23 protein-coding genes and 1 pseudogene are annotated in these 23,905 nt (G+C 45.2%); 22 read left to right on the top strand and 2 right to left on the bottom strand.

Translation table 11 applies throughout. The features are described 5' to 3' along the window. Window positions 1-176: 176 nt before the first annotated feature. Together EK374_RS14260 and EK374_RS14255 are read left to right on the top strand one after the other, a co-directional pair. Window positions 177-1,496, top strand: a complete 1,320-nt coding sequence (locus EK374_RS14260; protein ID WP_127024956.1) for a sensor histidine kinase — start codon at window positions 177-179, stop codon at window positions 1,494-1,496. Next, window positions 1,493-2,851, top strand: a complete 1,359-nt coding sequence (locus EK374_RS14255) for a sigma-54-dependent transcriptional regulator (protein WP_127024953.1) — start codon at window positions 1,493-1,495, stop codon at window positions 2,849-2,851. The genes EK374_RS14260 and EK374_RS14255 overlap by 4 nt, the downstream gene beginning before the upstream one ends. A 93-nt stretch (window positions 2,852-2,944) precedes the next feature. Here the strand turns inward: EK374_RS14255 and EK374_RS14250 are convergent, their stop codons facing one another. Then, the gene (locus EK374_RS14250) at window positions 2,945-3,769 is read right to left on the bottom strand and encodes an AraC family transcriptional regulator (RefSeq protein WP_164731884.1); all 825 of its coding nucleotides are present in this window, start codon (window positions 3,767-3,769) and stop codon (window positions 2,945-2,947) included. A 186-nt stretch (window positions 3,770-3,955) separates the two neighbouring features. On the opposite strand from EK374_RS14250, the gene ggt reads away from it, so the two are divergent. The 11 genes from ggt to EK374_RS14195 all read left to right on the top strand — a co-directional run bounded on the left by ggt (window position 3,956) and on the right by EK374_RS14195 (window position 13,649). Next, window positions 3,956-5,695: a gamma-glutamyltransferase gene (gene ggt, locus EK374_RS14245; protein ID WP_127024947.1), complete on the top strand. Its 1,740-nt coding sequence runs from the start codon at window positions 3,956-3,958 to the stop codon at window positions 5,693-5,695. A 45-nt stretch (window positions 5,696-5,740) separates the two neighbouring features. Then, window positions 5,741-6,229: a GIY-YIG nuclease family protein gene (locus EK374_RS14240; protein WP_206099214.1), complete on the top strand. Its 489-nt coding sequence runs from the start codon at window positions 5,741-5,743 to the stop codon at window positions 6,227-6,229. 124 nt (window positions 6,230-6,353) lie between these two features. Next, a complete protein-coding gene (locus EK374_RS14235) occupies window positions 6,354-6,737 on the top strand; it encodes a hypothetical protein (RefSeq protein WP_127024944.1) in 384 nt (127 codons plus the stop codon). 19 nt (window positions 6,738-6,756) lie between these two features. After that, complete coding sequence (locus EK374_RS14230; protein WP_127024941.1) at window positions 6,757-7,188, top strand: acetyltransferase; 432 nt, start codon at window positions 6,757-6,759, stop codon at window positions 7,186-7,188. 100 nt (window positions 7,189-7,288) lie between these two features. Next, window positions 7,289-7,504, top strand: a complete 216-nt coding sequence (locus EK374_RS14225; RefSeq protein ID WP_127024938.1) for a hypothetical protein — start codon at window positions 7,289-7,291, stop codon at window positions 7,502-7,504. A gap of 267 nt (window positions 7,505-7,771) precedes the next feature. Then, entirely contained in the window at window positions 7,772-9,232 is a 1,461-nt protein-coding gene (locus EK374_RS14220; protein ID WP_127024935.1) for an aminoacyl-histidine dipeptidase, read from the top strand. Between the two features lie 309 nt (window positions 9,233-9,541). Then, window positions 9,542-10,075 carry a GNAT family N-acetyltransferase gene (locus EK374_RS14215; RefSeq protein ID WP_127024932.1) on the top strand — a complete coding sequence of 178 codons (534 nt, stop codon included), beginning with the start codon at window positions 9,542-9,544 and terminating at the stop codon, window positions 10,073-10,075. Between the two features lie 305 nt (window positions 10,076-10,380). Continuing rightward, window positions 10,381-11,670, top strand: coding sequence for a DUF2254 domain-containing protein (locus EK374_RS14210; protein WP_127024929.1), 1,290 nt, complete (start codon window positions 10,381-10,383; stop codon window positions 11,668-11,670). Between the two features lie 326 nt (window positions 11,671-11,996). After that, the gene (locus EK374_RS14205; RefSeq protein WP_127024926.1) at window positions 11,997-12,437 is read left to right on the top strand and encodes a hypothetical protein; all 441 of its coding nucleotides are present in this window, start codon (window positions 11,997-11,999) and stop codon (window positions 12,435-12,437) included. A gap of 535 nt (window positions 12,438-12,972) precedes the next feature. Continuing rightward, window positions 12,973-13,179 carry a hypothetical protein gene (locus tag EK374_RS14200; protein WP_127024923.1) on the top strand — a complete coding sequence of 69 codons (207 nt, stop codon included), beginning with the start codon at window positions 12,973-12,975 and terminating at the stop codon, window positions 13,177-13,179. A gap of 14 nt (window positions 13,180-13,193) precedes the next feature. Beyond that, on the top strand, window positions 13,194-13,649 hold the full coding sequence (locus EK374_RS14195; protein WP_127024920.1) for a hypothetical protein: 456 nt from the start codon (window positions 13,194-13,196) through the stop codon (window positions 13,647-13,649). A gap of 109 nt (window positions 13,650-13,758) precedes the next feature. Here EK374_RS14195 and EK374_RS14190 read toward each other — a convergent pair whose 3' ends face one another. After that, a complete protein-coding gene (locus EK374_RS14190; protein WP_127024918.1) occupies window positions 13,759-15,858 on the bottom strand; it encodes a winged helix-turn-helix domain-containing protein in 2,100 nt (699 codons plus the stop codon). 187 nt (window positions 15,859-16,045) lie between these two features. Here EK374_RS14190 and EK374_RS14185 point away from each other — a divergent pair, with 187 nt between their 5' ends. The 9 genes and pseudogenes from EK374_RS14185 to EK374_RS20790 all read left to right on the top strand — a co-directional run bounded on the left by EK374_RS14185 (window position 16,046) and on the right by EK374_RS20790 (window position 23,882). Next, window positions 16,046-17,524 carry a serine hydrolase domain-containing protein gene (locus EK374_RS14185; protein WP_127024915.1) on the top strand — a complete coding sequence of 493 codons (1,479 nt, stop codon included), beginning with the start codon at window positions 16,046-16,048 and terminating at the stop codon, window positions 17,522-17,524. 316 nt (window positions 17,525-17,840) lie between these two features. Next, the gene (locus EK374_RS14180) at window positions 17,841-18,386 is read left to right on the top strand and encodes a nucleoside/nucleotide kinase family protein (RefSeq protein WP_127024912.1); all 546 of its coding nucleotides are present in this window, start codon (window positions 17,841-17,843) and stop codon (window positions 18,384-18,386) included. Window positions 18,387-18,498: 112 nt separating this feature from the next. Next, window positions 18,499-18,999 (top strand): DUF2937 family protein, encoded by a 501-nt coding sequence (locus EK374_RS14175; RefSeq protein WP_127024909.1) that lies wholly within the window; start codon window positions 18,499-18,501, stop codon window positions 18,997-18,999. A gap of 58 nt (window positions 19,000-19,057) precedes the next feature. Next, entirely contained in the window at window positions 19,058-19,462 is a 405-nt protein-coding gene (locus EK374_RS14170; RefSeq protein WP_206099213.1) for a DUF2784 domain-containing protein, read from the top strand. 125 nt (window positions 19,463-19,587) lie between these two features. Continuing rightward, complete coding sequence (locus EK374_RS14165) at window positions 19,588-20,397, top strand: alpha/beta fold hydrolase (protein WP_127024906.1); 810 nt, start codon at window positions 19,588-19,590, stop codon at window positions 20,395-20,397. Window positions 20,398-20,419: 22 nt separating this feature from the next. Continuing rightward, entirely contained in the window at window positions 20,420-20,902 is a 483-nt protein-coding gene (locus tag EK374_RS14160) for a GNAT family N-acetyltransferase (RefSeq protein WP_206099212.1), read from the top strand. Between the two features lie 45 nt (window positions 20,903-20,947). Next, the gene (locus EK374_RS14155; protein ID WP_127024903.1) at window positions 20,948-21,418 is read left to right on the top strand and encodes a nuclear transport factor 2-like protein; all 471 of its coding nucleotides are present in this window, start codon (window positions 20,948-20,950) and stop codon (window positions 21,416-21,418) included. 1,104 nt (window positions 21,419-22,522) lie between these two features. Further along, a pseudogene (locus EK374_RS14150) lies at window positions 22,523-23,300 on the top strand (Crp/Fnr family transcriptional regulator). Between the two features lie 156 nt (window positions 23,301-23,456). Beyond that, the gene (locus EK374_RS20790; RefSeq protein WP_206099211.1) at window positions 23,457-23,882 is read left to right on the top strand and encodes a GGDEF domain-containing protein; all 426 of its coding nucleotides are present in this window, start codon (window positions 23,457-23,459) and stop codon (window positions 23,880-23,882) included. The last annotated feature ends 23 nt before the right edge of the window (window positions 23,883-23,905 follow it).

Genomic DNA, 23,905 nt, shown 5'->3' with positions numbered 1-23,905 from the left:
GTTTTGCTGAAATAGGCAAATTAAACAGCGATACATCAGCTTGCTGATGCCTGATTTTTAGCTAAGTGGCTATTATTCAAAAGCTTTTTTATTAACCTTTGGGCTGGGATACTGGCATCTATCTTGTATTATCCAGACAAGACTGCAGATAAGACCATCAACAACAGGACCCTTGCATGAGTATTCAAAAAGCCTTGTTAATAGGGATCAGTGTCTTGCTGCTGCTGTTAAGCCTGAGCCAGCTTGCTACCCTCTGGTGGTTTCAACAGCAATTGCAGCAGGAACTGACGACCCAAAGCGGCCAGTTAAGCCGCATTGTTTTAGCCCGTACCGCAGAAAACATCAGCCGGATTAAACAGCCAGAGGCCGTCACCACATCAGCTGTTGCAACAAAGGCTAAGGCGATAGTTCAGGTAGAGGAGGGCATAAAAGTCATTCAGCTGTCGGACAATGCTCTGCCTGCCGAGATGCAACAACAACTGGATAAAACCCTGAAGGAGTTGCGTGAACAAAGCCCCACTGCAGGCAACTGGGTACAAAAATTCCAACTGGAGCAAAAAGGCAGTAGCCAGATACTGATCCAGAACTATCTGCAAAACCAGATCATGGCATTTATCATCATTGCTGTGCTGGCATTTTTTTTAGCCAGCTGGCTTGGGTATCGTTTTATTGCACCTTTACAGTTGCTGGTTCAGGGCTTTCGCCGCCTTGCTGCGGGTGAACACAAGGTGCAACTTGCCAGTCAGTTCAGGCTGAAAGAATATCGTTATGTGTTGGAGCAATTTAATCAAACCAGTTTGCAATTGGATCAACTGGCAGAACACCGTGAGCAATTACAACAACAGCAACAATTAGTGGAACTGGGGGAAATCAGCCGTGGCCTGGTGCATGCGCTGCGTAACCCTATCCATACGATGGCATTGGCTTTGGAGCAATTGCCACAGGCATCTGCAGAGCAACAGCAGTTACAGAAACTGGTTGAACACAAAATGCAGCATATCAACCGCACTTTAACAGCGCTGCTAACTTTAAGCTGCGAAGGCGTGGATCGCAGTCAGACTGTCAACTTAAATACCTTGCTGCATGATATAGCGCTGGAATTCAGCGCTCAGCCAGTCCGGCTCAATTTAACATTACCTGAGCAGTTGAAGCTGCAAGGAGCAGAGGCCGAACTTCGCAGTATCTTTCATGCGGTGATTAGCAATGCAGTGGAAGCGAGCCCTGCTGGCTCAGAAGTACAAATCAGCCTTAGGTCTATACAAAACAGCGTACTGCTGGAGGTCGTGGATCAGGGCTCAGGCTTAGATCCAGCCATTGCTGAGCAGTTGTTTCAACCTCATGTTAGCAACAAAGCCGAAGGGGCTGGGATGGGACTTTATCTTTGTCAGCGTTTATTACACAGGTATTATCAGGGGAAAGTGACTTTGGAAAATACGGTCGAAGGTGGCTGCATTGCTCGTATTGAGCTCTGTCACATCGAAGGGGAAACCACATGAAAGCATTGCAATTATTAGTGGTTGAAGACGACCTGGCACAACGTGGTTTATTAAGCCAGTTACTGACATCTGACGGTTATCTGGTGCACCAGGCGGACAGCACTGCATCAGCTATAGTGGCGTTAAAGAATCAGCCAGAGCTTGCGCTGGTGCTTTGTGACTGGAAGCTTGGTTCCGGCAGTGGCGCTGATGTGTTGCAGTATGTACGTACCGAATGTCCTGCTTTGGGTTTTGTTGTGGCCACGGCTTATGGCTCAGTCAGCCATGCGGTTGACGCTATTCAGGCCGGAGCTGATGATTATCTGTCTAAGCCATTTAAACGGCAGGAACTACTGCTGGCTATCAGTAAAGGTTTGCGGGCGAGGCAATTGCGCCTGCAAAACCAGCAGTTGAGTGCCCAATTGACCGAGCAGCAACAACTGGTTGATTTGATTGGCCATGCGCCATGTATGCAACTGCTGTTTCAGCGCATTCAACGTGTTGCAGGCAGTAATGTGACTGTGCTTATCAGTGGTGAAAGTGGTACAGGTAAAGAGTTGGCAGCTCGTGCTTTGCATCAGTTATCGCCACGTAAAAATGCACCTTTTATTGCGATCAACTGCGGTGCCATTCCGGAAAGTCTGGCCGAAGCCGAGCTTTTTGGGGCTGAAAAAGGAGCCTACACAGGGGCTGTTCAAAGCAAAGCCGGAAAGTTTGAAGCTGCTCAGGGTGGTACTGTCTTTTTGGATGAAATTGCAGAACTGCCATTACCTCTGCAAGCCAAGTTATTACGCTTGTTGCAGGAAGGGACTGTAACCCGGTTGGGTAGCCATCATGAAATCAAACTGAACTTGCGAATTATTGCCGCCAGCCATCAGGATTTAGCGACCGCAGTGCAGCAGGGACGATTTCGTCAGGATCTGTTTTACCGCCTGAATGTGGTGCCCGTGCATATGCCTGCTTTACGTGAGCGCACTGAAGATATTCCGGGTCTTATCCAACATTTTTTTCAGCTGCAACAAAGCCGTTATAAAACCAGTTTGCCTGCCTTATCAAAAACAGCGCTCAAAGCCCTCATGGCCTATCCGTGGCCCGGCAATGTGCGCGAGCTCAGCAATAAAATTGAGCGTTTTGTCTTGTTGCAGGATGAACAGGAATTGCTGGCCGATTTACAGCCTCAAAAACCAGAGCCAGCTGCAGGCCTGTTTCAACTGCCTGAAGCCGGCCTGGACTTCGAAGCTCTGGAGCGCAGTTGCCTGGAACAAGCCTTGCAATTGAGCAATGGCAATAAAACCAAAGCGGCCAAATTACTGCAGCTGAACTACAAGGCATTTTTATACCGGCTGGAGAAATTTCAGCTGGATGGTAAAAAGTAAAATTCGACGCCACTATTTGCTTAAAGCAAGCGATGAAAACAAGCCGCAATATGAAAAGCTGAAGAACATGCCCTGCTGATTAAGCTGCTTTGCTTAGCATTGATTCAGTTTTGCCCACACTTTGGGTGTGGTACCAAAACAGGTTTTAAAGTGTCGGGTCAGATGGCTTTGATCGGCAAAGCCGCTACTGATAGCTACCTGCACTAAGGGCAAGCCCCGCTCAATTAAGGCTTTGGCTTTTTGCAGTCGCTTGAGTGTGACGTAGCGGTAAGGCGTTGTACCGTAAAGGGATCTGAAATCGCGGGTTACTTGCCACTTGCTGTAGTGTGAAATAGCGGCCAGTTCATCCAAACTGATGTCGATGTGCATACAGGAGTCAATAGCGATGACATCATCAATGTATTCACGGACTCGTTTTATGGCGTGGTAGTTTGCTTTGGTATGTTGAACGCTGTTGCATGTTATCAGCTGTAAACAGCTGGCAAATGCAAAGATGAGGTCTTGCTGCTCCAGTGTCTCCAGTGGACGATCAAATTCAGCCAACAGCTTTGTGGCGATCTGGCTAAGTCGCGGATCTCTGGTGACTCCACCTTGCAAGAAGGGCAGGCTGACACCCTGCAAAATATTCTGCACATCAACAGGGTTGATGCTGATAGCGCGATACGCAAAGGGGCTATCTGTTCCTGCCTGGCCGTCGTGAGTTTCGTCGGGGTGCAATATCACCACTTCACCTGGCAGGGAATGGCGTAATTCGCCACGATAATTAAAGCTTTGCACGCCAGCTGTTGTTAACGCCAAAGTGTAGGTGTCATGGCTATGTGGCGCATAAGCAAGCCCGCTAAAACAGGCTTCGATGCGCTCAGTTTCTCCAGCAGCTCTTTTTACCCAACTGGTTACTAAACTCTGGTTTTTAGCCATCCTTGCGATACTCCTGAATTTGTCCATTTCCAGCCAAAGCAAAGCAGATCTTAGCTTTGCATCAAAGCGCAATATCGTTCAATAACACACTAGCTGACCGAGCTACTATATCCCAGAAATTTCATTGGGTTATAGTATCTGCGTAAAAAAACAGATCATGCCAAACATTGAGGAAATTAAAATTATATGAACGGAATCAAGAGGTTTTTACTGTGGATGCTGGCCATTATAGCGCTGGTTGCGGTGTCAGCTATTGTGGCTGGTTTCTCCTTTCGGGCAGGTCTTGGTGCGCCTGTTGAACCTTATCAGGCAAAGGCTGTGTATGCGCCTAATGCTGTGGTTGCAACCAGTCAGCCCTTAGCCAGTCAGGCCGGTCTTACTGTGCTGAAAAATGGCGGTAATGCAATTGACGCTGCAGTGACTGCGGCAGCGGTGTTAAGCGTGGTCGAGCCCTATATGACAGGCATTGGTGGCGACATGTTCGCCATGATTTGGCTGGAAAAAGAACAGCGGTTGGTCGGCATCAATGGCAGTGGACATGCAGGCGCATTAATGACCTTTGAAAAGATGGCTGACCGTCGTCGTGTGCCAGACGAAGGCCCTGAATCTATTACCCTGCCTGGTGCATTATCGGGCTGGGCAAAGCTATTAGAGCAGCATGGCACTCTAACCTTGGCGCAAGCATTGGCACCGGCTATTGCACTGGCCGAAAAGGGTTTTCTGATCTCTGACACTACGGCCACTGAATGGGGCATGTTCGAAAGCAAGATCAATTGGGACAAGGGTTCAAGAGCTACTTTTTTAATAGACGGCAGCAGAACACCAAAAGCCGGCGAATGGTTTGTGAACCCAGATTATGCCAACACTCTGAAGCTGATTGCGGAGCAAGGCCCACACGTGCTGTACGGTGGCGAATTAGGACAAAAAATTGCGGCACGAGTGCAGGAGTTAGGTGGCTTTTTAACGCAAGAGGACTTTGCGAACTATAGTGCAGAGTGGGTTGAGCCTTTATCGGTTTCGTTTAAAGAATACCGGCTATGGGAATTACCGCCTAATGGCCAGGGCATTGCGGCTTTAGAAATGCTCAAAATACTGGAACCTTTTGATTTAGCTTCTATGCAGCACAATTCGGCGGATTATTTGCATCACCTGATTGAAGCGAAAAAACTGGCTTATGCTGATCTGGAACTTTTTGTTGGTGACCCCGAATTTATGCAGGTTACACCAGATCAGTTATTGTCAGATCAGGTGATTGCAAAACGGCGTGCGCAAATTCAGGCGGACAAAGCCATGACAAGCGCGGATCCCGAACCTTCGTTAACCACCAGCGAAACCACTTACTTAAGCGTTGCCGATAGCCAAGGCAATATGGTGTCTTTTATTAACAGTTTAGCGGGTTCTTTTGGCTCAGGTATTGTGGTACCGGGCACAGGTTTTGCGTTACAAAACCGCGGGGTCGGGCTGTCCGTGCAGCCTGACAGAGCCAATACAGTTGCCCCTGGCAGACGCCCATTTCATACCATTATTCCGGGTTTTGTGACTAAGGCAAACGCACAAGGCAAGCAACAACCCTGGTTAAGTTATGGCATTGTCGGCGGTGCGCAACAGCCGCAAGCTCATGTCCAGGTGCTGCTGAATATGGTGCTGTTTGACATGGATGTGCAACAAGCCATAGATGCGCCTAGGTTTCGGCACTGGGAAGAAAACAGTGTCAGTTTTGAGCAAGGCATACCTCAAGACACTGTCGATAAATTGTATGCAATGGGCCATGCCCCACAAAATCCAATTATGGCTACGGCGCAGAGTGTTTTTCTTGGTAACAGCCGGGGTTTAATATTCGGTGGCGGCCAGGGCATAATGAAATTAGACAAGGGTTATGTGGCTGGGTCTGATTCCAGACGAGACGGAGTTGCCGCGGCTCACTAAGTAGCCTTATATTTGTAGGGTAATCAAAAGGATCCATTAATCATAATGAAAATATCCGAACTCTACGAAGAGATTATGAACCTCAAATCTTCGCTGCCTCATTTGTTTGAAGGAGCAGAAATAGAGTTCCCATTTAAAGATTCAACAGTGCCAATTGGACAATGGTCAGAGCATTCAACATTTGGCATTGTTATTACTAACGACGGCATTGGTTCAAAAAGTGGGGTTTATTTTTTTGCTAAACCCTGTGGCGAAGTGTTCTATATAGGCAAAGCTGCAAAATTGCACGGAAGAATATGGAATCATGTCAATACTCCCGGACCAGTTGAAAATGGTAAAAGGCAATTTCCCGCTCAAACATTCAGAAGTGATGAAGCGCTGGAAGAAATACGCAGTGTGCAAGACGGCACAGCAAGGTTGGGTGTAGCTACAGTGTCAAAGCCTGAACTGGTCTCACTCATTGAAGTATTTCTTCACACTCTACATCTTCAAAAATATGGGAAATTGCCCGCATTTAATAAAAGGATAGGCTAGAGATGGCTGACCTATAGTGCATAACCGATTTACCCAATGGCAGGCAATGCTCAGGTGTCCCCCTTTTCAGCGCGTTAAAAATTGGTTAAATTCATGTCTCTGAACTTTTAGGAATGCATTTTTAATGAAATCTCTTAGCTTCAAAGCTGATATTTTTATGTTGCTTTTAGTGGTACCCATCACTTTCGTTATCACATCAGTTTTGCTCCGTGCTGATAAAAATCTGAGTTTTGATTATTTATTGACCTGCATCATTTCTGGGGGGCTGGGCATTGTATTAGCCGCTGGTTTTTATACATATGTTCTTAAGAAGATGAGTAAAATGAAGTTTTATCCTTTGGTTTCCTTCTTCGTGATCTTTGTAGCAAGCATGTTATTAATCGTACTTATACTGTTTTTTATTAATCCGACTATCACTGTGATAGGTAGCAGCGAAGTTGCACTTGGTTTTTTGGTCTCAGCATTTTCGCTGTCGTCAAAGTCAACCACGCGCTCTAAGAGTGGCTAAATTTAACATGGCTGACCATATGAACATTGAGCTGGTGCACAAAACAGACTATCGCGAGCTGTTGGATGTTTGGGAAGCTTCAGTCAGAGCTACCCATGACTTTTTGGCAGAAGACGATCTGCAGCAGTTAAAACCGCTGATCTTGGAGCAGTACTTTGACGCTGTTGATTTAAGGTGCGCAAAAGATGGCAATGGTGAAATACTGGGATTCTGTGGTGTGCATGAAAACACTATCGAAATGTTGTTTATTGCACCTGAGGCTCGGGGAAAAGGTGTGGGTTGCTTATTAGCGACTTATGCCATCAAGGTTCAGGGGGCAACCCGAGTGGACGTGAATGAGCAGAATGCACAAGCTGTGGGTTTTTATCAGCATATAGGTTTTTCGATCAAGGGACGCTCAGCAGTTGATGGTCAGGGCAAATCTTATCCTTTGTTGCATATGACGCTGTAAAGATGTAACAAAGTGCGGCATGTGCTGGCTTCTGCATGTTGCGCAAGGAGCTCGTTTGTAGTGGCCAAGTTCAGTAAAAGATGAGAGAGGTAAGTTCAGAATGACGAAGACTGACAAGGTTTTAATTAGTGTGGCAGTGATACTGGCTGCGATCAATGTCTATGATTTTTTCTATGACGGGCAGCAAATCCGCAATCTGGCCGGAGCTACAGGCTTTGCACTGTTAGCTTTTGGAACCTACAAAAATGTAAGTTGGGCGACTGCCACAGGAGCTGTGCTTGCTATTGGTGCCATTGTTGTAAAGCACCTGACATAAGCACTCAGCCTTTGTGTTACCTGAATAGCTTTGCAGAGCGAGGTTTGTAAATCAGGTGCTCTGGGTAACGTTCATAATTCTGACTATGCAAAATCAATGTAGCCACTACCTACTACTGATACGGTGTGGATACAAATACTGACACAGTATCTTTACATCACTGCGATTTTTCAGAACCTGTGGCTCAGAGCTTATAGCGCTGCGCCTGCTGCTGTCTGTGCTAAAATGCCGCGTTTTTTTAGCTGAGCCTCTTAATCAGGAGTTGTTGTGTCCGCATTATCATCCTTATACCCACAGCCGTTATGGCAATGGTTTGGTCAAATTTGTGCCATTCCACATCCTTCTAAACATGAACAAGCCTTAAGTCAGCATATTCAGCAGTGGGCACGTGACAAAGGTTTGCCAGTAGTTGAAGACAAAGTGGGTAACCTGATCATTAAAAAGAAAGCCACCCCAGGTTTTGAAAACCGTAAAGTGGTGGTGATCCAGGCGCACCTTGATATGGTGCCGCAGAAAAATGCCGACAAAATCCATGACTTCACTACAGATCCTATTGAAGCTTATGTCGATGGCGACTGGGTTAAAGCTCGCGGCACAACTCTTGGTGCTGACAACGGTATAGGTATGGCGTCGGCTTTAGCTATTTTAGGCAGTGACGACATTCAGCATGGCCCATTAGAAGTGCTGCTGACCATAGACGAAGAAGCCGGTATGACAGGTGCCTTTGGTGTGGAACCCGGCATGCTGGATGCCGAAATACTGATCAATACCGATTCTGAGCAGGAAGGCGAAATTTACATGGGCTGCGCTGGTGGCGTAGACGCTGAATTTACCGTACCTGTGCAATGGCAGAACACTGCTTCTGGCGTTATAGCTTTTGATTTAAGCTTAACGGGCTTAAAAGGTGGTCACTCAGGTGTGAATATTCACCTGGGCCGTGGTAATGCTAATAAACTTTTGGCGCGTTTTTTAGCTGATCATGCCACAGCACTGGAACTAGCTATTGCCGGTTTTAGCGGTGGTTCATTACGTAATGCGATACCTCGTGAAGCCACTGTCAGCTTGACAGTTCCTTCGGCAAAACTGGCGCAGTTACAACAGGCTGTAACAGAGTTCGAAGCCTTGTTAAAGTTTGAATTAGCAGCTGTTGAGCCAGCATTAAAACTGAGCCTGACTGAAGTGCCTACCCCAACACAGGTGCTAACAGCCGCAACACAACAGACTCTGATCCACTTACTGAATCTATGCCCTAACGGCGTGATGCGGATGAGCGATGAAGTCGAAGGCGTAACCGAAACTTCCCTCAACATGGGCGTGATCAGTACCAAAGAACACAGCATTCAGGTGCTTTGTTTAATCCGCTCTCTAATCGACAGCGGCCGCCAGCAAGTCGAAAGCATGTTAAGTTCATTAGCGCAGTTGTCTGGCACAGAAGTGAAATTCAGCGGCGCTTATCCTGGCTGGAAACCAAATCCGGATTCACCTGTAATGGCGATAGTGCGCGACACCTATCAGGATATTTACCACAAAGAGCCTGTGATTATGGTGATCCATGCAGGCTTAGAATGTGGTTTGTTTAAAAAACCTTATCCGGATATGGATATGGTGTCGATAGGCCCAACTATCCGTTTTCCACATGGACCGGATGAAATGGTGAATATCACTACCGTTGGTCAGTACTGGGAATTATTGCTGGCTGTACTTCAGCGTATCCCTCAGCGCTCTTAACTTAAAACGCGCTTAATTAATACTGCTATACCAGAGCCCCGCTATCGGGGCTTTTTTGTGCCGTAAACACCCACCTTTTTAACAGCAACCCTAGTTTTCATCTTTGATGCTGCTTCTGTAGTCTCAACAGCGCTGTAAGTTATGCGGAACTTAGCTCTTGTGCCTGCTGATGTTTGCCAGTAATGTTTTTCATCTATGCGATATACAGGTGTGGCTGAAAAAGCATTAAATCCGAAACTTCAACATGGATATTGAGTGGCAAACACTGGTATCAGGCTTGCCTGTTAATCTGTGGTCCCGAGGATAAATATGATACCTAACTTACAGTCTGAGAGGCTGAAACTGCGGCCTTTTAAACCAGAAGATGCAGCCAGAGTTCAGCAGCTTGCCGGTGCAAAAATAATTGCCGAAATGACCGAAAATATTCCTCATCCCTATCTGGATGGCATGGCAGAAGCGTGGATAGACGAGCATGAAAGCTGTTATCAAAACAGGGTTGCCGCGGTGTTTGCTATGGTGATCCGGCAAACAGATGAACTTATAGGTGCTATTAGTTTTACGCAAATCGAAGAGCAGACGGGTAATCTTGGGTATTGGGTTGGCTTACCTTATTGGGGAAATGGCTATTGCACAGAAGCGTCAGGACTACTGCTTGAGTTTGGTTTTAATCAATTTGGCTTGTCGCAGATCTACGCTAGGCATCTTGCCAAAAATCCGGCATCAGGCAGGGTGATTACGAAAAATGGTTTTCACTATTTAAGGGATGAAGTTGTTGCTGGTCGGAATGTTAAACACTACGAACTTAAAAAGCTCCAGTGGCAGAGTTTGCACAAAACGCAGTAAGGCAGTCAATTTGGCGCTTCTGCTGTGTAGTGGTATTACTGCTTAAGTTTTGTATCGTTAAAGGATAAATAGAGCACTTAAAACGAGAGCCTCATTAGCAGAGAGTGGCTGTAAAGGTTCGGTGCAATCTGGCTGTATCGGCCAGCTTCTCTCTGGTTTACAACCATCAGACGGCCTGCCATGGATTATAAAATGAAAGTTCACGTTATTGATATTATGAGTTTTTTACTTAAATGTGTTGCTGTTCAGCCTTGTTTTTCCCGCACTGAAAAGCCGCAGCACGGGAAACTAAAAGGAGTAGCTTTGTGTTAACCGAACGCTTCAGATTTCTGCTCAACCGACTTCGTGACCGACTTTGGGTAAAACCGCTGGCCCTATGTTTGCTCTCTATTGCGGTCGCCTTTGTTGCAAAATTTGCTGATGGCACTGACCTGGCAAAATTTACCCCTGCGGTTTCACGGGATTCGATAGAAGCGCTGCTCTCTATTATGGCGTCCAGTATGCTGGTGATCGCTACTTTTTCTGTGTCCTCTATGGTGTCTGCCTATGCCTCAGCTGCCAATACTGCAACTCCGCGTTCATTCACTTTGGTAGTCGCTGACGATGCTTCTCAAAATGCGCTTTCCACTTTTGTTGGAGCCTTTATCTTCAGTATCGTAGCCCTGACTGCGGTCAAGAATCAGTATTTTGAGAAGGCAGGTCTGTTTATTCTCTTTGTTTTGACAGCGTTTATATTTGGCATGGTTGTGGTGACCTTTGTGCGCTGGGTTGATCGTATCGCACGCCTTGGACGGATGGGAACAACCATTGATAAAGTTGAACAAGCGACTGCTGCTGCCCTGAAACGGCGCTGCAAAGCCCCAAATCTCTGCGGGGTTCCGCTAAGTTCGCAAGCCGGAGCTAAAACAGGCCAGCCGCTGGTGTGCGCAACGAAAGTAGGTTATGTCCAATATATAGATATGGCTGCGCTCCAGAGCTGGGCAGAACAAAACCAGGCGAGGGTGGTTATTGCTGCTTTACCTGGCGCTTTTGCGACTCCAGACAAAACATTAGCTTATGTTATTGCTGAGTCGGTTGAACATACGAAGATCGATTGTACTGCGGTAGCCGGAGCTTTTCAGATTAGTGGTTCCCGTCTTTTTGACGATGATCCCCGATTTGGTTTAGTGGTGTTGTCCGAAATCGCCGGCCGTGCTTTATCACCTGCGGTGAATGACCCTGGTACAGCTATCTGCATTGTTGGAACATTGGTGCGGCTTTTTACACTATGGAGTGAGCCTGTTGAAGAACAACAGCCGCCTAAGTATGACCGTGTTGAAGTACCAGAGCTTTCGGTACGGGATATGTTTGATGATGCATTCACGGCAATAGCCAGAGATGGAGCCGGAGTGGTTGAGGTTGCCGTCAGGCTGCAAAAAGCCTTTGGATCTCTGGCAGCAAGTGGTGATGCGGATATACGGCAAGCGGCAGACTATCATCGCGGCCTTGCATTGAAGCGTTCGCGCATGGCGCTGGATTTATCCGAGGATATGCAGGCTGTTGAAGATGCGAGCAAATATGCAAATAAGCCCACTGAGTCTGCAGATAGAAAATAGCAATAATACTGTTAACCTGCTGATATTTAATGCAACTATGAGCCAAAAGGGTATATAGGGTAAAGACCTATGATCACTGCATATAGTGTGATCCAGCCCCAAAGCTCATGAAGTTTGTGGATGACAGTTGCTTGCCTAAGCCAAATAGATACATGTTACGCCAATCAAATCTTACAACTATCGCATCTGGTTACACTTTCAGAGCTCTTTCAAGTGGGAACTCTGTTTAGCGTTGTGCTAGCTTTCGAGCAACAGAGAAAGTGGTGTTGTGTTGCATACAACCTTCTTTTGCCCCTTATTCTGTGGACTAATTTGAGGGATTAACTATGTGGCGTCTACTAGGCTTAGTGATCATAGCGGTACTGTTTGGCTATGGGCTGATTCGGATTGGTGTTGGCGGCCTGTTACTCGCTCAATCGCTTGATTTAATTCATGTCACTGACTTGGCAGATGCAATAGCGGAAGTAAAGCGTTTTACAGAAGCGCGGGCAGACAAGGAATTAATGTCCTTTAGTGTATCGGGATACTCTGTTTACATTATGGTGATGGGGTTTTTGTTAGCTGCTGGCGCTGCCGGTGTGTTCCGCTATAAACGCTGGGGATTTATAGTACTTGGCTTGTATCTGGCTATGCACGCTGCACTTTTTGTCAATTATCAGGAAGTTAATCCCAAGTTATTCACTCTGGCTTTACAAGGCTTGATGTTGGTTGTGCTGATTTATTTAAGGCCTCCACGATCAACTGATCAGCTAAAGAGTGCGTCATGATCACACGCCCTGAGCTGACCAAGGATGATGGGCAATTGATAGCTGTCAGCTTTGAAATGCGTATTTACTAAGAGCAGAGATATATTCAGGTAGGCTTATACCACTGAGCCTAAAGCCTGGTTAGTTAAACAGTATCGCTGCCGCCTTTCTTCAGGCATTAAAGCATTTTGTTTCATGCTGCTTATTTTTCAAATTTTTGCCGGAGGAGCAAACTAAATTGCTTCTTGTGACGACTCATCTTTAGATAGCAGGACGCTACGACAAAAGTTTGCACCAGTGCATTGATTGTTATGAGTGCTGCAGAACCATCTGGCAGCAAAGACCCCGCATCCAATAAATACCAGGGAATGTATGAAATTCAATTGTTGCCAGAGTGACTGCCACTTTGGGGTGGAAATAGCAGATAGTTCCAACCAAAGAAAAGATCTCAAACGACTTTGTAGATCACCTGGTTGGGGAGAATGAAAATTTAACACCACATCATTTTTCTCCTTTTGCGAAAAAAGTAACAATAGAAAAACAGGGAGAGCATCTGGTGCTTGTTAATTCTGAACGTCGGAATGAGCCAGTTCCCTCCATTATTACGGCGGAAAATAAATTCAGGCTTGAACAAGTGGTGAATAGTCAGTTAGGGTTATTAATGGATACACAAGGGCTTACCTATATAACGCTGGAACAGCCGGGTACCAGTTTTGTCAGTAAAGCCTTGCGCAAGCTACCAAAAAGGCTTGCTACTCAATAGAGAGAATGGAAATCATGGACAGAATCCTATTTATCGTTATATCTCTGATCGTCATTGCCACAATTCTGGTCGTTGGTGACCCTATGTATATGGGTCTTTGGTATTACATCGCAATTCCAGCTGTGACCTATTTGATCACCTTGCCTTTTCAACCAAAACCGTATTTTTTAACCGGGCTTGCTCTGGCAACACAAGTCACTTATGTCCCCTATTTTTATCATAATTTATTCTCAGTCCGTCCAGACGGCTTAATAGGTTTAGGCCATCTGTTTTCCTTGCCTGGCCTGATTGCAGGAGTGTTAGTGTCGGGTTTCATTTTTAACAAAATAGCAGCTCGCAGCTTATATAGAATGGCAGGCGCATTTATCATTACACTTTTGTGTTTTTTGTTGAACCAACTTATTGTTTGTAATACAAAAATGTATTGTGGTGGTTTGATATGGCCACTTAGTTTAATGTCAAAAAGCTGATCAATGGCTCAAGGTTGCAGTGCTTGAATTTGATTGAGCTTTTGGTATCAAGCCGATGATAACTTGATTCTTATTGTCTTATGTGCAATTTAGCCCTTCAGCTAGGCAACTATCGCTGCTTTAACTTCAGCGTATGAATGTCCTTTTCAACTTCAAATGAATTGTAGAGCAGCTGGTGTTGGCTGATATCTGATATATCTTTCCCGCTCAGGCTGATGCTGGATACTTGTTTACACACTTTAGTGCTGTAATCAAAAAACCAGATCTCGCCAGCTTCTTCTGAGTTATGCGGACTGAGCAGCAAATAGATACCTGCTGATTTAGCAAAGTGCTGAGTTATACGGTAGTTGCTTTTTACTTCAAACAGCGGATTGCCTTCAGCATCTTGTACTTGCTGCTGATCTATTTGAAAACGTTGAGCTTTATTCAGCAACTGAAACTTATTGCTGGCTGTAATCTGCTTTTGTTTCTCAGTGGCTACCGAAAACTGATACCAGCGGGTAAAAGGTTGCGAGTTCTGGCTTATCAATAGAGAATCAGCTTGATCCAGCCATTGTCTAGGTTGGCCTATCACCTGATCAAAATGCTGCACCTGGGGATCTTTACCTGCAAGGTTGATCGTGACTAATCGCTCGTTTCGGGCAAAAGCCAGTTGAGAGTTATCGCCTGACCAAACAGGTTGCGACAACGCCAGGTGCTGATCGCTGTTGCCATAAACTAAGCGTTCAGTGTTCGATTTTATATCCAACACAAACATCTGGCTGTGACCATTTTTGTTAGAGACATAGGCTAATTTTGAATGATCCGCTGAGTAGCTGCCTTGCCAGTCATGCATAGTTGAAGAGGTCAACTGACTGAGCTGAGAGGAAACTAAATCAGAGCTGAATATATTTCCTTTCATTTTTGCCTGAGTAAACGTCAGATGCTGAGCATCTGGCGATAAGCTTGGGTAATGTAAAAATGCATAGTTTTCAAAATTCAGTTCACTAAATTGCAGCTGCTCATTTAAATGAAATAACTCTTTGCCATCGCTCAGTAAATAGCCGCTCAACGCGCTGGTGTAGGAAATGAAGTACCAGTTGGCATCCAGAGTTTTTAAATCAGTGATCTCACCCGTAGTGGTAGATAGCAGTTTAATTTGTGAACGTCGTTGCTCATCAAATCCTAACAAAGTGATGCTGTTTTTCTTGGCAGAAGGCGCAATGCGATAGGGGGAAAACTGCTGACTGGGGGAAAACAGCAGGTCTACCTGACCTGTGGTTAAATCACCTTTGTATAGCCGGTGCTCATTCGCTTGCTGTGCTAAAAAGAATACCTGTGTTTCGTTGCCGAAAAAGGGGCTTAAACTCTGATTGCCCGATACCTCAAAATGATGCGTCGTAGCTAATACCTGATAGTCGTCGGACAAACTTAAACTAAAAAAACGCACTGAATTTGTTAATTGGGATGCCACTAGCAATTGAAATTTAGCAGTTTTCGCATCACGAACCGGAACCCAATTGAAAAAATCAATGGGGGAGTTACTGCGATACAGTACTCTGTTTTGTTTTCTGTCCAGCGAAGTTAACCACAACTCAGTGTTGAAGTTACCTTGTTCATCTGCACGCTGCTTGAGGTAAACGACAGAGCGGCTGTCTGGTGTAAATAAACTATAAGATTCTTGCTCTGCTGTTGCTGTCAGTGGCTGAAGATCTGATAGATACCACTTTTGCTGCATTGCCCAGGGGGCAAAGAAAAACAGCAATATAGTGCAGATCACAGCTAGGCCACATGCAGCCAGAAATTTTTTGTTGACTGCTTTGTCAGCTGCAGCTTTGATACTTTGCTTTTGCTGCGGATTAGCATTAAGCAGTTCTATGCTGGCATGAAGTGAATAACCACGTTTAGGATGAGTTTTGATCAGAGATTTGTCTGTATCATTAAAAACCTTACGTAACTGGTTGATTGAGCGCCTTACCGAAACCGGGCTATAGATTGACCTGGGCCATACCAGTGAAAACAATAGTTCAGTACTAAGCACTTCTTCTGATGAAGCCGTTAAAGCCAGCAGCACATCCATTACCTTAGGCTCTAAGGTCACCACAGTGTCATGCAGGGATACTTCCCCTGTGGTTGGCGAGATAAAATATTGGTTTAACTTAAATCCTGCCTGAAGCTCAGTAGCCTCTACAGTTTTGTCCGCCGAATCCATAGGTTTAGAAGTATACAAACTACTGATTTCCTTATTTTTTATTCTTCTTAACTATTTCCGTACAAAAAAATCAGGCTTTGTTTATCGTCAAACCAGAGCAATTCAAAAACACTCGGGCAGGTTATTTAACTCCGTGGTGCCAGAGGGTTCCGGGTTTTATCTAACAAACAGATTTTGACTCACTTAGCCATGGTGGTTTTTTATTATGATACCTTCACTAGTAAAACTTAAACACATATCTGCTGCTTTGAGCATTTGTATCGCTTTGCTACTGTTTCCCTGTGCCGTAGTGCAAGCCAATGACGACAATAAAGAAGCGAGCTACAAAGCCCGAATGAACGCGGCAATAAGCATGTTGCAGAGCGATCAAACACAATCAGTGAGCGATTTTGTTGATTCACAGCTGCATCAGGACACTCTGGCAGGCTTCGGCGGTGACGGACGGAAGCGCTACATTGGTTATTTAACGGATATCAAACTATTTCATCGCTCTTTTATCCTGCAATCCTTTGAACCTATAGCGCCTGAGCGTAATGAATTCAGGGCTAAACTTCGATCTTTTAATACGGAACTTGATTACGGCCTTACTTTAGAGCTATCGGAGCATGCCCCCTATAAAGTTGTGGATCTTTACTTAAGTTCCCCTCGGCTTTCTCCACAAGAAAATAGCCTGAAGTTAACGAAGCAAGAGTTAGTCAGCCAGCTATCCACTTATGTCGACAGGTTGGCAGAGCGTGGTGCTTTTTCCGGGGCTGTGTTGCTGGCAGATAAAAATGACGTACTTTATCAAAGTGCCAAAGGCATGGCTGATCTGCGGTATCAGGTGAAAAACAATCTGGATACCAAATTTAATCTGGCCTCAATGAATAAGATGTTTACTGCAGTCAGTGTCCTGCAACTGGTGGCAGGAAAAAAGCTGGCGCTGGATGACAAACTGGTCAAGTATGTTGACCGATCGCTGTTTGCTGAAGGTGACTTTGATAACATCACTATAGCGCAGCTGTTGACTCATACCTCAGGCCTTGGCTGGCCAAACTACCCGGACACCCATCAGAATAAGTTAAGAAACTTAAATGATCACCGTCCTTTTCTTAAACACTTACCGTTAAATTCTAAGCCCGGAACTCAGTTTGGTTATAGCAATGAAGGCATGCTGCTGTTAGGTATGGTGATAGAAGCTGTTTCTGGTATGTCGTATGACGATTATGTACAAAAAAATATTTATCAAAAAGCAGGCATGATGAACAGCGGAAACTTTGATATCGATGGCGTAACGCCGAATATGGCCATGGGGTACTTTTATTCTCAAGAGCTGCAGTCGATGCAAAGCAACTGGTTTATTCACGCTATTAAAGGCAATGCTGCGGGTGGCGGTTATTCTACCGTCAGCGACTTGTACAAGTTTTCAACGGCCTTAACCAGTTACAAGTTACTTGACGAAGCCTTCACAAAGGCGGCCTACAGTGCAAAACCGGAATTAAATTCGCCTTATTACGGCTATGGCTTTTCTGTTCGTTCTGGTCAAAAGGGGTCTGTAGTTGGACATAGTGGGGCTTTTATCGGTGTTAGCTCTGAAATGCGTATTTACTTAGATCAGAGGTATACCCTGATTGTATTAGCCAATCAGGGCTTCGCTAGTGAACCTGTGATTACTGTGGCCGATAGTCTGATTAAAGCTTTGTAAAAGAGGCTCGCAGTTTAACTGTGACTTGATGTTGTCTGAGCTTCAGGCAAAACCAGCTTTCGTTGTGGGAGCCTCGAATGTTGGTGATCATTAAACTGCGAGCAAAAGTAGAAGGTCAGCCGATAGGCTCCAATTCAGAGAAAATATTTGTTGTCCACTAAGAAAAAAGCTGATCTGTACAAAAGCTAACACTCGATTCAAAGTACAAAGTCATATATCTTCAGGTACTTAGGTGATGGTTTTAACTTTACATAGAGGCGCTCAGTTTTTCATTGTGTCAGCGCCACTGTGTAATTCGGGAGGGTGAAATCAGCAGATGACCAAAGTAATAGCAATAAGCGGTGCTTCAGGTGCGGGGAAAAAATCCGTGGTGAAGGCATTGTCAGATTATTTTAGCTGTCCTTCGCTGTATTTTGATGATCATGTTGATGGCAACAGTTACCCAACAAATATGAAAGCCTGGTTTGAAAACGGCGCTCATCTGTCTGAGATTAACACACCCACTATGGCCGCATCACTCAGAGATTTATTAGCTCAGCAGCCTGATTATATTGTGGTGGAAGAACCTTTTGGCAGGGAACGTCAGAGTATTGCTTCGATGATCAGCCATGTTGTATTGCTTGATACGCCGCTAGAGATATGCCTTTGCCGAGTGATTAAACGGAATCTGTGCAGAAATTCAGTAGATGGTCTGAACTCTGTGCAAAGTTACCTCAGCCAGTATGAGGACCATTTAAGGGATATTTATATCGAGACTGTCAATCAGGTTCGTAGCCGCAGTGATATGATAGTGAGCGAAATTCAGCCGGTCTCAGCCTGCGCTGATGCGATTACCAACTGGCTGAAGATAAACGTAAATTAATATGCTGTTTGATGTTCAGAGCGACAGGAACTGTCCGGGTCAGCCACTTGAATTACGGTTTATATCTGCATACTTAGCCGATGCCCGGCAACTATATACAGGAAAATTGACAGTGATTGGACGACTGATAGATAAGTTGGTTTTTGGTGTAGCGCTTATTGTATCGCTGCAGATGCCGTTGTTGGTTGATTATTATCATCAGTATTTGTCGGGGTGGTATAAAGCAACTCAATCGCAAGTTGATGGTTATGCAGCAACAGCGAAAACACATCAGTTTGCTAGCGTGCAAGCAATGATTGACACTCATCTGAACAACGCTGAACCTAGCGTGCGCACAGATGCAGAACAAAAACTGGCGACAGTGCAACTGCTGGCTGATCTTAGCGCTGGCATGGATACCTTTGCCACCGGCAACCTGTTGGGAAAAATGCTGTTTATGCTGCACCCGGACAGAATTCAGCTGCTAATGGATGTAGTGGAGAATTTCAAACCAGGCATCCCGCTGAACGCAAGTGGTCTGGCTTTTGCTGTGGTATTTGCTCTTCTACTGAATTTTCTGATCATGTTGCCATTTAGAGTCTTCGGCAGAAGAAGATCCAGGCAGTTATCATAGTTTTGCCTGGGATCTGTGCACTGTCTGAATGAGTTTATCCTTTCTGAGGTGAGATGCCGTGTCCAGAGAAATGCTGCTTTTACTGCTGGCTGATACGATTTTGGTTGTACATGTGCTCTTCGTCTGTTTTGTGGTATTTGGGCTTTTTGCTGTTTATCTTGGCTATTTTCTTAAGTGGTCATGGGTTTTAAATCTCAAATTTCGGCTACTGCATTTGCTGGCTATTGGTATAGTGGTTGTGCAGTCCTGGTTGGGTGTGATTTGCCCTTTAACGATTTGGGAAATGGCTCTTAGAAAAGAGGCCGGGGCAGGCACTTATGCAGGCTCTTTTATTCAACATTGGTTACATCAGTTGTTGTATTACACAGCGCCGCAATGGGTATTTATGGTGTTGTACAGTGCTTTTGGCGTTTTGGTGTTGGCAAGCTGGTATCTGGTGCGACCAAAAGGCCGCAGTGGCTAAACATCAGATAAAAACGCTCATCTGAACTGCTTTTCAACTCTACAATATCCCTGTCAACGAATGCAGTTTAAGTAAAGGAATACAATGTTTTACACTAGATTAGTGAGTTTGAGTTAGGAGTTATTTTGAAGTTTATTCTAGTGATATGCACCTTGTTGTCTTTTTCACTTTTTGCCGCCGGGAGTTCTTTTGTTAAGGTAAAAGATGCTGAACTTGAATATGAAATGGCAGGTAGCGGCAACACCATCGTGTTGCTGGAAGCAGGTGGTGGTGCCGCCATGGAGGACTGGGAGCCGGTATTTCAGCAGATGGCAAAACAGGCCACAGTGATCCGTTACTCCAGAGTAGGTAACGGTAATTCAACCGCGATAAAACGTCATTTGACCTCTCGTGATTACGCCGATTATGCCAGCGAGCTTCTGATCAAACTGAATATCAAAACTCCTGTCATACTGGTGGCACATTCTTATGGCGGCAGTATTGCCCGGGATTTTGCGGCCGCTTACCCAACGCAGATCAAAGCGCTGTTGATGCTTGACCCTTCGTCTGAGCATGATGTAGATATTATGCGCGCCATCGATTTGGAACGGGCAAATCGTGAAATAGCGCAAATTAAACTGGACGATATGGCCAATGGCATGTCGAATCAATATCTGGATTTCTGGAGCAAAAGGCCATTGCCGGATTACCCGCAAATCAAAGATATGCCGGTGACTGTTATTGCTTCTATAAAAACTCATGAGAAGCCAGCACATCTATTTTTCACCGATCAGGCCCGCAAGATGTGGGGTGAACTATGGCAACAATGGGCAACGGCATTTCCACAGGGCAGGGCACTATTAACCAAAAAAAGTGGCCACTACGTGCAGTTTGATGAGCCGGAATTGGTGCTGAGTGAACTGCAATTGTTGATTGATAAAACTGATGACAACTAAGTGAGCAGTGAGGCTGAGCCAGATGCGGGAAGATGTGATTGAATTTTTATTACTTGCAGATGAGCCATCTGCAGCAGATATAGTCGCGTCCTGGTATTTTGAGCAGTGGTGTCGCGATACAGGCCGTTACACTCAAGAACAAGTGCTGGCTAAAGTCTTAGCTGCAACAAACAGAGATCAGGCTCCGATGCTTATTCTTGCCAGACTGAATCAAGAATTGGTTGGGGCAGCCGAGCTTAAAATTCGTGAAATGGAGTTGTATCCAGATTATGAGTTTTGGCTTGGAGGAGTTTATGTCGCTGAGCAGGCCCGGGGTTATGGCGTGGCTTCAGCTTTGGTCAAAGAAGCACTGGCGCGAGCCCGTTCTGCCGGAATAAAGCAGCTGTATTTACAAACTGAAGATTTAACGGGGGGACTTTATGCTCGTCATGGTTTTGTACCCGTAGCTCAGGTTGAATATAAAGGCCTGAATGTATTAGTTATGTTGACAATTCTGGCAGAGTGAATAGTACTGTAGACGTTAAAAAAACAATCAATAAAAGGAACTTATATGAAAAAGTTAGTGTTAGCGCTGGTTGGTTTTATTGCTATGTATCATGCAAATGGAGCTGCAGAGGACTTTGATTATGATGCCTTTGTGAAGGCTTATTATCAGGCAGAGGTGGCCACTCAGCAACCTGACGCCACCAAAGAAGATCTGGAGCAGTACCTGTCTTTTTTGACGGACGATGTGGGCAACCAGCATTTGCCGAATGCACCTGATGATTCACGCCAGCCTGATGGCAAGGCCTTGATGCGTAAAGGTATGACCTATTACTTAGGCTCGCATACTGACTATAAAGCTGAACTGATCAGCTACGAATTTGGCCACAATGCAGTGGCTATTAAACATAAGTTTTCAGCGAAGGGAAAGCGGGCTGACGGCTCTGAGTTTAGTTATGCCAAGACAGCAATGGATGTATTGGAGCTTGAAAATGGCAAAGTATCAGTGATCCGTCGTTACAGTAAATTAGATGAGTAACAGTCACTTATGCACAACGCGCTTTTCATTGCGAAGAAAAGCTAAGAGTGGTCATCAGCAGTTTTCACTATGCTGAGTTGTTTCAATCTGGCTTTATGTGAAGCTGCAGTGCACAGATGGTTGAAAAATAAGAACAGATAATGACGAAACAAGAGTTTATACAGCAGAAAAAATTATTCGAAAAACGATTTGAGCAACATGACATTTTTTACGCAATCGCTTTTGTCGTTGTACTTTTGTTGAACTGGTTGTCAGTCAGTTCAGTTCCTTTGTTGAGTCGTGGATTGTGCTTTATCTGCTGACACTGAGCAGCATTTTATTTATCTGTATTCGCTGGATCAAAACGTTACAACAACGCGAGATCAGTAACTCAGGTTTGCGCTGTTTTTTTGTGATGGACTGTTAACCGGAGATCTGGCTGATATTGCATTAGCCACAGATCATTGCCCAAAGTGTGGTCAAGCTGCGTTTGACGTGCAGTCATCTGAGTAAGGAGCATATGAGTTTATCTGGAACCAGCTGGTGGAAGAGTGCACTGATTGATGTTGCGATTTTTTGCCTGCCACTGACAGTGTTTTGCTTTTTGTCTTTCGATGAACGTGATTTTTTATTGATGTTTAGCTATTTTGTTGTGCTTATGGTTTTGTTTGTGGGGTACATATTTTTCAAAAATTACAGTCAGCAGCAAAAACTCAAAAGGAGCTCAGTTCATAACAAGCCTGGTTGAGACTTTGCAAGTTGCCGGGCTGTCATTGCAATAGACTTCAGCCTTTACTGATATTTAAGCGGCTCGTGCTCGTTAGTGTGTTATGTTAACCGCTGTTGTTCATTTCTTAACCCAGATCCTGTCTGAGTGCTGTAGGCAGATAATGTGTTATTTGCGTATGTGTAAAAGCTGTAAGAGTTTTTCACCTACAGCTTAACTTCCAACATCTCTTGTTCCTCCTTTACTTTAATAAAAACCGCCGCTGTATTTGGGCAGAGTGTTTTGCGCAGTGAAGTTAATCTTGCGTGTGATATCGCACAGAAGTCGTTTTGAGCTAAGCAGTATCTTCAGCCGGTTTTAGCCGCATCCTGGTCACCATTCCAATTTACCGAGGGATTATGTCAACAAAACCCAAACCGCATCCACAGCAAAATCATCTGCTGGCGGCTTTAGCGCCCGATGTGCAGGCTCGCTTGTTTCCACATCTGGAGTTGGTGCCGTTACCGCTGCGCTCTCTGATGTATGAGTCTGGCCGTACTATGCGCCATGTCTATTTTCCAACAGACTCAATAGTGTCGTTGCAATACATAATGGAAAACGGTGCATCTACAGCAATTCTGGTTGTGGGGGAATGAAGGGTTATTAGGAATCTCATTGTTTATGGGAGGACAGGGAACTCCAAGCCGCTCAATAGTGCAAAGTGCTGGCCATGCATATCGTCTGCCACGGCCCAGGGTGAAAGAAGAATTTAATCGGCATGGCCAATTACTGTTGTTTATGCTGCGCTACACCCAGGCATTGATCACGCAAGTAGCACAGACAGCTGTATGCAACAGACATCATTCGATTGACCAGCAGCTGTGCCGCTGGTTGCTGTTGTCTATGGATCGTTTATCACACAATCAGCTGACGATGACGCAAGAGTTTATTGGCAACATGTTGGGGGTTCGCCGTGAAGGTGTGACACAGGCTGCATTAAAGCTGCAGCAGCAGGGCATCATTTCGTATTCACGTGGCCTGATTAAAGTACTGGACAGGGAAAAATTAGAAGCCATGAGCTGTGAATGTTACGGCGTGGTAAAAAAAGAAACTGAAATTTTATTGCCTTATTTGCCGCAGCGGCAGGTAATTAAGGATGTCGCAGCTATTCCTGTGGTCACCTTGCCAACTGCTTAGGCCTGGTTGACTAAAGCTACGGTGTTGCTGTGCTGTGGCTGCAATTGCAACTACTTTTGCCTGTACTTGAGTCATGGGGTGAGGGCGGGCAAATAGTGTACTGTTGTTTTCTCAAGAGGTGGCCATGTCAGGAAAATCGAAAGAGCCCGGAAAAAAGTGAGCACCAAGAGCGTGTCGCTGGATGGCGTACTGAAAAAGAATGAAGAAATTAAAATAGATGTGGGCAGAGCCGCTGGGGAACTGGCATCAGTCTATGATGTTTTAAAGCAAGAGAATGCTTCAGTCCGGGCGATGAAAATAGCTCTGACTCAAAACGCAGATGCTGAAAGCAGAGTGACGAAAGCTGCTGAAGATCTGAAAAGAGTTAATATTAAACTTGCGAACGAAATTGCGGTACGGGTTGGTATTGAATTCGAACTCGACACCATAAAAACAGACTTAGCTGTAGTGCGTGACGATTTATTACAGGCGCAGTTAACCGGGCGACAGGCACAGCAACTAGCGCTGACTGATACTCTGACAGGTTTACCGAACCGTGCTTCTTTTGATCAAGCTCTGAATCATGGTCTGGTACAGGCATAGCGGCAGGGCTGGGGGCTTGCACT

The sequence above is a fragment of the Rheinheimera mangrovi genome, assembly GCF_003990335.1.
Lineage (GTDB): Bacteria > Pseudomonadota > Gammaproteobacteria > Enterobacterales > Alteromonadaceae > Pararheinheimera > Pararheinheimera mangrovi.
Note: the sequence above shows the minus strand (reverse complement) of the source record. Positions and strands in the feature narration are given on the sequence as shown.